The 12,945-nt window shown below is 70.7% G+C and carries 10 protein-coding genes; 1 reads left to right on the top strand and 9 read right to left on the bottom strand.

Annotation, left to right across the window (positions count from 1 at the left end; all coding sequences use genetic code 11):
• Positions 1–194: 194 nt before the first annotated feature.
• The 9 genes from hflX to dusB form a co-directional block, all read right to left on the bottom strand.
• The gene (gene hflX, locus ACXYMW_RS09985; RefSeq protein ID WP_459035170.1) at positions 195–1,469 is read right to left on the bottom strand and encodes a GTPase HflX; all 1,275 of its coding nucleotides are present in this window, start codon (positions 1,467–1,469) and stop codon (positions 195–197) included.
• Entirely contained in the window at positions 1,466–1,705 is a 240-nt protein-coding gene (hfq, locus tag ACXYMW_RS09980) for an RNA chaperone Hfq (RefSeq protein WP_459035225.1), read from the bottom strand. The genes hflX and hfq overlap by 4 nt, the downstream gene beginning before the upstream one ends.
• A 119-nt stretch (positions 1,706–1,824) precedes the next feature.
• Positions 1,825–3,339 carry a potassium transporter TrkG gene (locus tag ACXYMW_RS09975; RefSeq protein ID WP_459035169.1) on the bottom strand — a complete coding sequence of 505 codons (1,515 nt, stop codon included), beginning with the start codon at positions 3,337–3,339 and terminating at the stop codon, positions 1,825–1,827.
• A 4-nt stretch (positions 3,340–3,343) separates the two neighbouring features.
• Positions 3,344–4,720, bottom strand: a complete 1,377-nt coding sequence (trkA, locus tag ACXYMW_RS09970; protein WP_459035168.1) for a Trk system potassium transporter TrkA — start codon at positions 4,718–4,720, stop codon at positions 3,344–3,346.
• A 112-nt stretch (positions 4,721–4,832) separates the two neighbouring features.
• Positions 4,833–6,278, bottom strand: a complete 1,446-nt coding sequence (gene ntrX, locus ACXYMW_RS09965; RefSeq protein ID WP_459035167.1) for a nitrogen assimilation response regulator NtrX — start codon at positions 6,276–6,278, stop codon at positions 4,833–4,835.
• A 12-nt stretch (positions 6,279–6,290) separates the two neighbouring features.
• Complete coding sequence (locus ACXYMW_RS09960; RefSeq protein WP_459035166.1) at positions 6,291–8,555, bottom strand: sensor histidine kinase NtrY-like; 2,265 nt, start codon at positions 8,553–8,555, stop codon at positions 6,291–6,293.
• A 111-nt stretch (positions 8,556–8,666) separates the two neighbouring features.
• A complete protein-coding gene (locus ACXYMW_RS09955) occupies positions 8,667–10,037 on the bottom strand; it encodes a response regulator (RefSeq protein ID WP_459035165.1) in 1,371 nt (456 codons plus the stop codon).
• Positions 10,037–11,119 (bottom strand): two-component system sensor histidine kinase NtrB, encoded by a 1,083-nt coding sequence (locus ACXYMW_RS09950; protein WP_459035164.1) that lies wholly within the window; start codon positions 11,117–11,119, stop codon positions 10,037–10,039. Before ACXYMW_RS09950 ends, ACXYMW_RS09955 begins: the two co-directional genes overlap by 1 nt.
• Entirely contained in the window at positions 11,116–12,105 is a 990-nt protein-coding gene (gene dusB, locus ACXYMW_RS09945; protein ID WP_459035163.1) for a tRNA dihydrouridine synthase DusB, read from the bottom strand. The genes ACXYMW_RS09950 and dusB overlap by 4 nt, the downstream gene beginning before the upstream one ends.
• Before the next feature lie 183 nt (positions 12,106–12,288).
• Here dusB and ispD point away from each other — a divergent pair, with 183 nt between their 5' ends.
• Entirely contained in the window at positions 12,289–12,945 is a 657-nt protein-coding gene (gene ispD, locus ACXYMW_RS09940) for a 2-C-methyl-D-erythritol 4-phosphate cytidylyltransferase (RefSeq protein WP_459035162.1), read from the top strand.

Here is a 12,945-nt window from a genome sequence, read left to right as displayed (position 1 = left end):
CGAACCGGGCGGCCTGCTTGGCGGTCCAGCGCACCTTCAGCACGTAGCCCGCTTCGCTCTGGCGCTCGTTCTCGATAAGGCCGCGCTCGAACAACCAAGCGCGCTGCCGTCCGGCATCGAAGCCGAGGGTCAGCGCGACCTCTACGTCGACGACCGGACCGGCGGCTGAGTTTGCCGCCGGGCCGGCCCGCCTCTCACAAGGTCTCGAACTGGGCGGCCTGTTTCGCGGTCCAGCGCACCTTCAGCACGTAGCCCGCCTCGCTCTGGCGCTCGTCCTCAACGAGGCCGCGCTCGAACAGCCAGGCGCGCTGCCGTCCGGCATCGAAGCCGAGGGTCAGCTCGACCTCGTGGATCTCGCCCTCGAGGGTCTGCGCCACCACGTCGAGCAACGCCCCGAGCCCCTCCCCGGTGAGCGCCGAGACGGTGTGGATCACGTCCGACCGGCCGGCCCGACCCTCCGCGGCGTCGCGCGCCTCGGCGTCGAGCAGGTCGACCTTGTTCCAGATCTCGAGCTGCGGCGTGTCGGTCACCCCGAGCGAGGCCAGGATGGCGTGCACGTCGTCGGCCTGCTCCTCGGTATTGGGGTGCGAGATGTCGCGCACGTGCAGGATCAGGTCGGCCTCCAGCACCTCCTCCAGCGTGGCGCGGAAGGCCGCGACCAGCTCGGTCGGCAGGTCGGAGATGAAGCCCACCGTGTCCGACAGGATGACCTCGGGCCCCGAGGCCAGCCGCACCGCCCGCATCGTCGGATCGAGGGTGGCGAAGAGCATGTCCTTGGCCATCACCTCGGCGCCGGTGATGCGGTTGAACAGCGTCGACTTGCCAGCGTTGGTGTAGCCCACCAGCGCGACGATCGGATACGGCACCTTGGCGCGCGCCTTGCGGTGCAGGGCGCGGGTCTTGACCACCTTGTCGAGCTGCCGGCGCAGCCGCACGATCTGTTCGTCGATGGCGCGGCGGTCGGCCTCGATCTGGGTCTCGCCGGGGCCGCCGACGAAGCCCAGCCCGCCGCGCTGGCGCTCCAGGTGGGTCCAGGCCCGGACCAGCCGGGTGCGCTGGTAGCTCAGCGCCGCCATCTCGACCTGCAGCACGCCCTCGCGGGTCGCCGCGCGGTCCGAGAAGATTTCGAGGATCAGCCCGGTCCGGTCGAGCAGCTTCACCCCCCAGGCCTTTTCCAGGTTGCGCTGCTGCACCGGCGTCACCGGGCCGTCGACCAGCACCAGCCCGACCTCGTTCTCGGCCAGCAGCTCCTTCAGTTCGGCGATCTTGCCGGTGCCGAACAGGGCGTTCGGATGCGGCTGCGGCAGCGGCACGATTCCCGATCCCACCACCACGAGACCCGGCAGCGCCTCGGCCAGCGCCACCGCCTCGTCAAGGGCGAAGCGGGCGTCGCGGCGGTTGCGGTCGCTGCGGATGTCGGGATGCAGAACCCAGGCGCGGGTGTCCGGCGTCTCGGTCTCGGTGCTCAAGCCTGGCCGTCGCCGTCATAGAGGTTGATCGGCTGCGACGGCATGATCGTCGAGATCGCGTGCTTGTACACCAGCTGCGACTGGCCGTCGCGGCGCAGCAGCACGCAGAAATTGTCGAACCAGGTGATCACGCCCTGTAATTTGACGCCGTTGATCAGGAATACGGTCACCGGAACCTTCGTCTTGCGGACGTGATTGAGGAATGCGTCCTGGAGGTTCTGCTTGTCCGAAGCCATTGAAATGCCTTTTTTCTTGTCCACACCGCGGATGCGGTGTCGCCCCGTTTCAGGCGAGTATGTCGCGCCCCAGTCCGGACTTCCAGCGGAAATCAAGAGAAACGCCGCACTGCGGCGGTTCAGTAACGCCAGAGCTCCGGCGTCAGCATCACCACCATCGCCAGCACCTCGAGCCGGCCCAGCACCATGGCGGTGCTGTAGATCAGCTTGGCGCTGGCCGAGAGCCGCGCCAGCTCGACCGGCGTCTCGGAGGCGAAGACCATCAGCGGGCCGGTATTGGTCAGGGCCGAGATGCCCATCACGAAGGACTGCTCGAAGCGCACGCCGGCAAAGGCGAAGGCCAGCACCACCGCGGTCAGGGTCAGCGCGAACATCATGAAGAACACCCAGGCAATGAAGGCGCCCTCGCGCCGGGTGCGGCGGCTCAGCAGGCCGGGCCGGCCGACCGAATGCGGATGGGTCAGCCGGTCGAGTTCGCGCGAGCCGTTGAGGTAGAGGATGAAGACGCGGAGCAGCTTCACCCCGCCGGCGGTGGTGGCGACGCCGCCGCCGACGATGGCCAGGCCCATCAGGATCAGCCCCGGCGTCTGCAGGCCCGACCAGCTTTGCGCGACGTCCCAATGCGCGCTCTCGAAGCCGGTGGTGGTGAGGAAGGACAGCGTGGTGAAGACCGCGCCCCAGAAGCTGCGCAGGCCGGCGACGAGGTTCTCCTCCTCGCCGATGTCGAAGGAGGCCAGCCAGTGCCGCGCCAGCAGCACCACCGGCACCAGCAGCGTGATGGCGGCGCCCATGCGGAATTCGGGATCGTTCCAGAGCCCGGTGCGGCGCGCCGCGCTGGTGTCGTTGGAGAAGGTCAGCCGCGACAGCGCGAAGCCCAGGAAGACGAAGATCATCGCCTCGCCCAGAAGCCCGCCCTGCGACCCGGCGATGCCGCCCACCGGCGAGATGCCCGACGTCGCCATCGTCGCCATGGCGTGGGTCGCGGCCACGAAGGGCCGGTCGCCCGCGACCGCCAGCAGCAGGAAGAGCGCCAGCGTCAGCCCGGCATAGATCGGCGTGAGGGCCGAGATCGCCCGGGTCAGCCGCTGCGCCGGGTCGGCGGCGTCGCGCCGCGCGGCCCCCGGCGCCGGGGTCTGCCCGGGCTCCGAGACCGCGGTGACCTCGAAGCCGCCCAGCGTCAGCGGCGCCAGGATCGCCGCCGCGGCGATCCAGATCAGCAGCCCGCCGAGCCAGCCCACCAGCGAGCGCCAGAGATGCTCCGCCTCCGACAGCCGCTCGGGCGCGAAGAGCGTGGCGCCGGTGGTGGTCAGGCTGGAGACCATCTCCACGTAGGCGTTGAGGAACGAGGTGGTGCGCACCGCCTCGTGGAACGGGATCGCCAGCATCACCGGCAGGAGCAGGAAGGCCGCCAGCAACGCCACCAGCTGGCGCACCGGGTTGCGGTTGTGCGGCCGGCCCGAGACCGCGATGCCGACCAGCGTCGAGACGATCAGCCCCGACACCCCGGCATAGAAGAAACTGCGGGCGTCGTGGTGTTCGCCATGCGACAGCGCCAGCGCCGCCGGCAGCACCATCGCCAGCGAGGCGGTGGCGGTCAGGACGATCAGCAGCGGCTGGTCGGCGAAGCGGCGCATCGGCTCAGAAGAAGTCGATCGAGACCTGCAGGAGCCGTTCGACCTCCGGCACGTCCTTGGCCATCGCGAAGAGCACGATCAGGTCGCCCTCCTCGATCCTCAACGATCCGGTGATCTTGACGACCTCGTCGCCGCGCGCCACGGCGCCGATCAGCACGCCTTCGGGGAAGGCGATGTCGCGCACCCGCTGGCCCGAGATCGGCGAGGTCGACAGCACCTCGGCCTCGATGACCTCGGCCTCGCCATCGCCGATGGAATAGACCGCGCGCACCCGGCCGTGGCGGATGTGGCGCAGGATCGAGCTCACGGTGGTGGAGCGGGGATTGATGAAGGCGTCGATGCCCAGCGGCTCCATCAGCGAGGCCAGCGTGGGATCGTTGATCAGCGCGATCGCCATGCGGCAGCCGGCGGCCTTGGCGCGCACAGCGGCCAGCATGTTGGTCTTGTCGTCGTCGGTGATGCAGAGCACCGCGTCGGCGCGGTCGATGCTGGCCTCGGCCAGCAGCCCGGCATCGAGCCCGTCGCCGTGCAGCACGATGGTCTTCTCCAGCGTCTCGGCGGCGCGCTCGGCGACCCGGCGGTCGCTCTCGATGACCTTGGCGCGGATGCGCTCCTCGCGGGTTTCCAGCTCGCGCGCCACCATCAGGCCGACATTGCCGCCGCCGATCAGCACGATCCGCTCCTGCCGGCGATGAGGCTTGCCGAGGATCTCCAGAAGCCGCGGGATGTCGTCGCGGTGGCACATGAAATAGGCGCTGTCGCCGGCGAAGAGCTGGTCGCGCGGCTCGGGTGCGAAGAGCCGCTCCTCGCGGATCACCCCGACCACCACCGCGCGCAGGGTCGAGAACAGATCGGTGAGCTGGCGCAGCGGCGTGTTCACGATCGGGCAGCCGTCGTCGATGGTGACGCCCAGGAGCTGCGCCCGCCCGTCGAGGAAGCTCTCGGTGTCGAAGGCGGCCGGCAGGGCCAGCCGCTGCAGGGCGGCGTCGGCGACCTCGCGCTCGGGGCTGATCACCACGTCGATCGGCATGTGGTCGCGGCGGTAGAGGTCGGAATAGATCGCCGTCAGGTAGGACTTGGCGCGCAGCCGGGCGATCTTGCGCGGGATCGAGAACACCGAATGGGCCACCTGGCAGGTGACCATGTTGACCTCGTCGGAATAGGTCGCGGCGATGATCATGTCGGCATCCTCCGCTCCGGCCCGGTCGAGCACGTCGGGATAGGAGGCGAAGCCGGCGATGCCCTGCACGTCGAGCGTGTCGGTGGCGCGGCGCACCAGGTCGGCATTGCTGTCGACCACGGTGACGTCGTTGCGCTCGCCCGAAAGATGCCGCGCGATCTGCCAGCCCACCTGGCCGGCGCCGCAGATAATGACCTTCATGGCACGCCTTTTCGCGGTGGACCCGGGTTCCGGATCTGGCACGCCCCGGCGCGGCGGTCAATCTGGGCCGCAGCGGCGCCGGGCCGGCTGCGGCCCCGGCGCCGCGGCGCGCTCAGGAGGCGCGCCGCTGCGCTTCCGGCTGGCCGTCCTCGGCGCCGCCCTCCTCCTCGAGCGTGGCGACCCGCGCCCCGCCCTTCGAGGTGGTGACCACGCCGAGGCTCTTGAGCTTGCGGTGCAGCGCCGAGCGCTCCATGCCGACGAAGCTCGCGGTGCGGCTGATATTGCCGCCGAAGCGGTTGATCTGGGTCAGGAGATATTCCCGCTCGAAGGCCTCGCGGGCTTCGCGCAGCGGCAGCGTGGCCAGCGTGCCGGAGAGGATCACCCGGTCCTCCTCGCCGCCGCCGCCGGCGCCGTCGCGCGGCAATTCGCGCGCCTCGATGGCACCGGTGGATTCGCCCAGGATCAGCACCCGCTCGATCAGGTTCTTGAGCTGGCGCACGTTGCCCGGCCAGACCATCGTCTGCAGCAGCGCCACCGCATCCTCGGAGAGCTCGCGCAGCGGCAGGCCCTGGCTCTGGTTGCAGGCCTCGATGAAGTGCTGCGCCAGGCGCGGGATGTCCTCGCGCCGGTCCTCGAGGCTGGGCACCCGGATCGGCACCACGTTGAGCCGGTGGAACAGCTCCTGGCGGAACCGCCCGGCGGCGATCTCGGTCTCCAGATCGCGGGTGGTCGAGGAGATCACCCGCAGGTCGACCCGCACCTTGTCGGCGCCGCCGACGCGCTGGAAGGACTGGTCGACCAGCACCCGCAGCATCTTCGACTGGGTGCCGAGCGGCATGTCGGCGACCTCGTCGAAATAGATCACGCCGCCATGCGCCTGCTCCAGCAGGCCCGGCTCGACCCCGCGCTCGGGCGTCTCGCGGCCGAACAGCACCTCCTCCATGGTGTCGGGCCGGACCGAGGCCGCGGCGACGGTGACGAAGGGCCCCTGGGCGCGCGCCGAATGGGCGTGGATGTAGCGCGCCGCCACCTCCTTGCCGGAGCCCGCCGGGCCGGTCAGCATGACCCGGCCGTTCGACTTGGTGACCTTGTCGAGCTGGCTCAGCAGGCCGCGGAAGGCGTGGCTTTCGCCGATCATCTCGGCTGCCTGGGTCTCGCGCCGCTTCAGCGTCAGGTTCTCGCGCCGCAGCCGCGAGGTCTCCATGGCGCGGCGGATCACCACCAGCAGCTGGTCGATGTTGAACGGCTTCTCGATGAAGTCGTAGGCGCCCTGCTTGATCGCCGCCACGGCGATCTCGATGTTGCCGTGGCCGGAGATGATGACCACCGGGATGTCGGGATTGTCGCGCTTGACGGTCTTGAGGATGTCGATCCCGTCCATCTTGCTGTCCTTCAGCCAGATGTCGAGGATCAGCAGCGCCGGCGGCTCGGCGTTGATCGCGGCCATGGCCTCGCTGGAATTGCCGGCCAGCCGGGTGGCGTAGCCCTCGTCCTCCAGGATGTCGCCGATCAGTTCGCGGATGTCGCGCTCGTCGTCCACGATCAGGATGTCGCCCATATCTCTACCTCCTCAAACCGTTTCTACCTGTTTGATGTCGCGTGCCGCCGGGTCGGGCCCGGCCAGCGGCAGGCGGATCACCGCCGCGGCCCCGGGATGCGCCGCACCGCCGAAGCGGGGCGCGTCCTCCAGGACCAGGGTGCCGCCATGTTCCTCGATGATCTTCTTGACGATCGGCAGGCCGAGCCCGGTGCCGCTGTCGCGGGTCGTCACGTAGGGCTCGAAGAGCCGCGCGCGGTCCTCGGGCAGGCCGATGCCGTTGTCCATGATGCGGATCACCGCGCCGCCCTCCTCGGCCTCGAGCTCGACCCGGATGGTCGGGCGGTGGCCCTCGGGCGCGCCCTCCTCGCGCAGCGTCTCGATGGCCTCGCCGGCATTCTTGATCAGGTTGGTGAGCGCCTGGCTGATCATCGTGGCGTCGAGCTCGGCGCGCACCGGGCCGGCGGCGATCTCGGTCTCGAAATGCACCCCGGGCTGGCCGGTCTCCTGCAGCAGCACCGCGCCGCGCAGCAGCTCCGACAGGTCCTCGGGCTTGCGCTGCGGTTCCGGCATGCGGGCGAACTTGGAGAACTCGTCGACGATGCGGCGCAGGTCGCCGGTCTGGCGCACGATGACCTCGGTCATCTGGTCCAGCCGCTCGGCATCCTCGGCGTCGAGGGCGCGGCGGAACTTGCGCTTGATGCGCTCGGCGGAGAGCTGGATCGGCGTCAGCGGGTTCTTGATCTCGTGCGCGATGCGCCGCGCCACGTCGCCCCAGGCCGCCATGCGCTGCGCGCTGACGAGGTCGGTGACGTCGTCGAAGGCCACCACGTAGCCCTCGAGCCCGCCATCCTCGCGGCGCCGCGTCGACATCCGCACCAGCAGGTGTTCGAGGCGGCCGTCGCGGCTGACCTTGACCTCCTCCTGCACGACCTCGGCGCCGGTGTCGCGCAGGCGGTCGAACAGGGTGCCGAATTCCGGCACCGCGACGTGGATGGGCAGGCTGGCGCGGTCCTCGCCCCAGTCGAGCAGCCGCTCGGCCGAGCGGTTGGCGAAGGTCACCCGGCCCGCCGCGTCGAGCCCGGCCACCCCGGAGGTCACCGAGGTCAGCACGGAATCGAAGAGCCGCTGGCGCCGCTCGATCTGCCGGGTGTTTTCCAGCAGACGGTCGCGCTGGCCCTTCAGCTGGCGCGTCATCTGGTTGAAGTAGCGCCCGAGCATGGCGATCTCGTCGTCGCCCGCATCCTCGGCCACCTGCACGTCGAGATCGCCGGCGCCGACCTGCTGCGCCGCCCCGGTGAGCCGGCCCACGGGCCGCGACAGGCGTTCGGCGAACCACAGGCCGAGCCAGACCGCGGCGAGGATCAAAAGCACCGCGAAGCCGAGATAGAGCACCGCGAAATCGAACAGCCTGCGGCCGCGCTCGCTTTCCTGCTGCTGGTAGAAGCGCGCCGTCTCCTGGGTCTCGTCGAGCAGAGTCAGGATGCCGCCATCGACCTCCCGGGTGACGTAGAGATAGCGGTCGGCGAAGGCCTCGAGCGGCACCAGCGCGCGCAGCTCGTCGGTGTCCCAGTCGGCGATGAAGACCAGCCCCTCGGTGCGGGCGCGCGACAGCGTGGCGGCGTCGGGGCGTTCGTAGTCGAACAGGTAGGAGCGTTCGCCGCGGGCGCGGATCTCGCCCGCGCCGTCGATCACGTAGGCCTCGCGCAGGCCGCGCTGGATCTGCGCCTGCCCGGCCGAGAGCAGCTGGCGCAGCTCGCCGTCATCCATCAGCGGCGCCGCGCGCCGGTTGGCCGCGAGGAAATTGGCCAGCGCCCGGGCATCCTCGCCCAAAGCCGCGCGGTGCTCGGCCTCGTAGGCCTCGGCCGCCTCCAGCGAGGCCCCGACGACGTTCTGCACCCGGGTCGAGAACCAGGTTTCGAGCCCGACATTGATGGTCAGCACGGCGAAGATTGCCACCGTCACCGTGGGCAGCAACGCCATCAGCGCGAAGACCCCGGTGAGCCGCAGATGCAGCCGCGAGCCCGCCGATTGCCGGCGCCGCGCCGCGATCAGCGCGGCGACGCGGCTCAGCACCAGCGCGGCGAGGAAGAGCACGTAGACGAGGTCGGCCAGCAGCACCAGGCGCAGCGCCAGCGCGTTGCCGCCGCCGCCCGACGGACCGAGGACGAAATAGGTCAGCCCGGCCAGGACCGGCCCCAACAGGACCAGACCCAGCGCCGCCGCATTCTGAACCCGGCGCTGGCGGCGCAGGCGCGCCAGCCGGCTCCAGTGAAAACTTCGTGCCCGAGTGGCCACGACCACCCCTCGTTCTGATGGACTGCTCGCGGCAGCCAACCGCCATTCTTTGTGGTCTCTCCGCCGATCCGCCCGGAGGCGACGCAGCAGGGCCACGGTTATGTTGCGGTTTTACATCAACTTCCGGCGGCGTGTCACGCGAATATCGAGGTCGGTGATCTTCTTTCTCAGGGTGTTCCGGTTGATCCCCAGCAGGTCGGCGCATTTCGCCTGGTTGCCGCCGGTGGCCTCCAGCGCGATCTCGATCAGCGGCGCCTCGACCTCTTTGAGGATGCGGCCATAGAGCCCCGGCGGCGGCAGCAGCGCGCCGTGCAGGTCGAAATAGCGCCGCAGGTGGCGCGCCACCGAGGTGCCGAGCTTCTCGCTCTCGCCGCCGCGCAGGATCGGCCCGGTCTCGGGCTGGTTGCCGAGCACCAGTTCGACCTCCGAGCGGGTGATCTCCTCGGCGCGGCTGGTCAGCGACAGGCGGCGCACTGCGTTTTCCAGCTGCCGCACGTTGCCGGGCCAGGAATAGGCCCGGAACAGCTCCGCCGCGTCCTCCGAGAGCCAGCGCTTGGGCCCGCCCTCGCGCTCCACCCGGGCGAGGAAATGCTCGGTCAGGAGCGCGATGTCCTCGACCCGCTCGCGCAGGCTCGGCACCGCCACGGTGGCGCCCGAGAGCCGGTAATAGAGGTCGCGGCGGATGCGGCCCTCCTCCATGCCGGTGGCGAGATCGGTCTGCGAGGTCGCCATGAAGCGCGGCACGTGGTCGCCGGAATGGTCCATCATGCGCACGATGCGGGCCTGCACCTCGGCCTCGATGTCGCCGATCTCGTCGATCAGCAGGGTGCCGCCCTTGACCCGGGCGAGCACCCGGCTCGGGCCCTCGAGATCGGACAGGTCGGCGGCGGTGACGGTGACGAAGGGCAGCGTGCGGCGGTCGGAAAAGTCGTGGATCGCCTTGGCGATCAGCGACTTGCCGGTGCCGCTCTCGCCCGAGATCAGCACCGGCAGGTCGGTGTTCATGACCTTGGCCACCAGCCGGTAGAGCGCCTGCATGGCCGGGGTCTTACCGACCAGCGGCAGGTCCTCGGGGGCGTCGGCGCCCATCGCCGGCGCCTCGCGCGCCGGCGCGCGGTTGCGGTTCTCCAGCGCCTTGGCGGTGCGCTTCATCAGGTCCGGCAGGTCGAAGGGCTTGGGCAGGTAGTCGTAGGCCTCGGCCTCGGCGGCCTGGATCGCCGTCATGATGGTGTTCTGCGCCGAGATCACGATGACCGGCAGGTCGGGCCGGTCGTGGTGGATCTTGGGCAGCATCTCGAGCCCGTTGCCGTCCGGCATGACGACGTCCGAGATCACCACGTCGCCCTTGCCCTCGCCGACCCAGCGCATCAGCGTGGTCAGCGACGAGGTGGCATGGACCTTGCAGCCCGCCCGGGTCAGCGCCTGGGTCAGAACCGTGCGGATCGTGCGGTCGTCATCGGCGACCAGAACCGTGCCATCCATCAGTCTTTCTCCTTGGCATCGCGCGGCGCGCGCGGCAGCGACAGGCGGAAGCGCGTCCGGCCGGGGACGCTTTCCACGGAAATCCAGCCGTCATGGTCGGACATGATCTTGGAAACCAGGGCGAGCCCCAGCCCGGTGCCGTTCTCGCGGCCCGACACGAAGGGGTCGAAGATGTCGCCCTTGATGTCCTCGGGCAGGCCCGGACCGTCGTCGATCACCTCGACCTGGAGCGGCAGCGACTGGCCGCTGCCATCGGCGCGGCGCAGGCGGAAGCTGTGCTCGTAGAAGGTCCGCAGGCGGATCGTGCCGCCCTCGGTGCCGGCCGCCTCGGAGGCGTTCTTGACGAGGTTCAGCACGACCTGGAGCAGCTGGTCGGGATCGCCCAGCGCCAGCGGCAGCGACGGGTCGTAATCCTCGACGATGCGCATATGCGCGCCGAAGCCCAGCAGCGCCGAGCGCCGCGCCCGGTCGAGCACGTCGTGCAGGTTGACGGCGCGGCGCTCCGGCGGCGAGAGGTTGCCGAACTGCTCGACCTGTTCGAGCAGCTTCACGATGCGCCGGGTCTCGGCGACGATCAGGTCGGTCAGCTCCAGATCCTCGGCGGCGAGATTCATCGACAGCAGCTGCGCCGCGCCGGTGATGCCGGCGAGCGGGTTCTTGATCTCGTGGGCCAGCATCTCGGCCATGCCGATGGCGCTCTTGGCGGCCGACTTGACCGAATGGCTCTGGGTCATGCGCCCGGCCAGCTCGCGCGGCGAGATCAGCAGCATCATCCAGCCCGGCCGCCCGGCCACCGGCGCGATGTGCAGCGAGCAGACCACCGGGGCGCGGCTGCCGGTGCCGATGTCGACATCGTTGACGAAGAGCGGCGTGCCGTGGTCGCGGGCCCGGAGCAGGCTCTCCTCGAGCGGCGCGTCGACGGCGAGCCGGTCCCAGACCGGCTGGCCCACCAGCCATTTGGCGGAATTGTTCAGGAAGAGCTCGCCGGCGGGGTTCAGATCGGCGATGCGGTCGGCCTCGTCGATGATCAGCGCCGGCACCGGGATCGAGGTCCAGATCGCCGTCTCGGCCAGCGCGCTCATGCCGCGTCCCGCCGCGGTTCCGCGGCGCCCAGCGCCTCGGGCAGCCGCGCCAGCACCTCTCCGGGCGCGGCGGCGGTGAGGATGGCGCGGCGCAGATCCGGGGCGGTCCCGGCCCCGTCCATGTACCAGCCGAGATGCTTGCGCGCGACGCGCAGGCCGAGCTGCGGGCCGTAGAAGTCGAGCATGGCGCGGTAATGCTCGGCCACCATGTCGAGGAAGGCGTCGCCCTCCGGCACGCGCGGCGCCGGCCCGCCCCAGAGTTCGGCCGCGATGGCGGCCAGCAGCCAGGGCCGGCCCTGCGCGCCGCGGCCCACCATGACGCCGTCGGCGCCCGAGGCGGCGAGCGCGGCGCGGGCGCTGGCGGCATCGGTGATGTCGCCGTTGGCGATCACCGGAATGCCCAGGGCGCGCTTCACTTCGGCGATCGCCGCCCAATCGGCCCGGCCCTTGTAGAACTGGCAGCGGGTGCGGCCGTGGATCACCACCATCGCCACCCCGGCGCCCTCGGCGCGGCGCGCCAGATCGGGCGCATTCAGGCAGTCCGAATCCCAGCCCAGCCGGGTCTTTAGGGTCACCGGCACCGCTACCGCCTCGGCCACCGCCTCGATCAGGCGCAGGGCGTGGTCGGGGTCGCGCATCAGCGCCGAGCCGGAATAGCCCCCGGTCACCTTCTTGGCCGGGCAGCCCATGTTGATGTCGATCACCCGGGCGCCGCCGGCCTCGGCCATGCGCGCCGCCTCGGCCATCCAGTGCGGGTCGCGTCCGGCGAGCTGGACCGAGGTGTTGGCGAGGCCGAGGCCCAGCTCGGCCTTCTCGCGCACCCCGGGCTTGCCCTGCACCATCTCCTGGCTGGCGACCATTTCCGACACCACCTGCGCCGCGCCGAACCGGCTCACGAGGTCGCGGAACGGCAGGTCGGTGATGCCGGCCAGCGGGGCCAGCAGGACCGGGCGACGGATCAATCGGTCTCCGAGGGTGAAGCTCAAGCGCCTATTCCTTGTGCAGTTGCTTCCAGCTAACGGCCGGACCGGCGGCGTTCAATCTTTGCCCGCCGCCCGCGGCGCAGCGAATGGACAAATGCCTGTTTTTTAGGCAGTGAGCGCCCGCCGATTGCGCAACCGCGGCGTGCGGCCTAGGAAGGCGCCGACGCCACCGCCCCGGAGACCGCCATGCGCCTCGCCGTCCTGATCGTCGCCGCCGGCCGCGGCACCCGCGCCGGGGGACCGCTGCCCAAACAGTGGCAGGAGATCGCCGGGCGCACCGTGGCGGCCTGGACGCTCGATTGCTTCGCCGCTTTCGAGACCTGCCTGGTGATCCATCCCGACGATGCCGCGCGGGCCGCCGAGCTCTGCCTCGGGCGGCGCGCCGTGCGGCTGGTCGAGGGCGGCGCCACCCGCGCCGCCTCGGTGCGCGCCGGGCTCGAGGCGCTGGCCGACGACCCGCCCGAGGCGGTGCTGATCCACGATGTGGCGCGGCCCTGCCTGCCGCCGGAGGTCGTCGATGCGGTGATCGCGGCGCTGGCGGGCGCCGAGGCCGCCGCCCCGGCCCTGCCGGTCACCGACGCGCTCTGGACCGCCGAAGCCGGCCGCGTCACCGGCGCGCTCGACCGCGAGGGGCTGTGGCGCGCCCAGACCCCGCAGGGCTTCCGCTTCGACGCCATTCTCGCCGCGCACCGGGCGCTGCCCGCCGAGGCCCGCCCGGCCGACGATGTCGCGGTGGCGCGCGGCGCCGGCATCGAGGTTGTCATCACCGCGGGTTCGGAAGACAACCTGAAGATCACCAGCCCCGCCGATTTCCGTCGCGCGGCGCGCATTCTGGAGGCCTGA

It is taken from the genome of Roseivivax sp. CAU 1761, assembly GCF_054482755.1.
The sequence above is the reverse complement of the archived record's forward strand: the minus strand, read 5'-3'. Positions and strand labels throughout refer to the sequence as shown.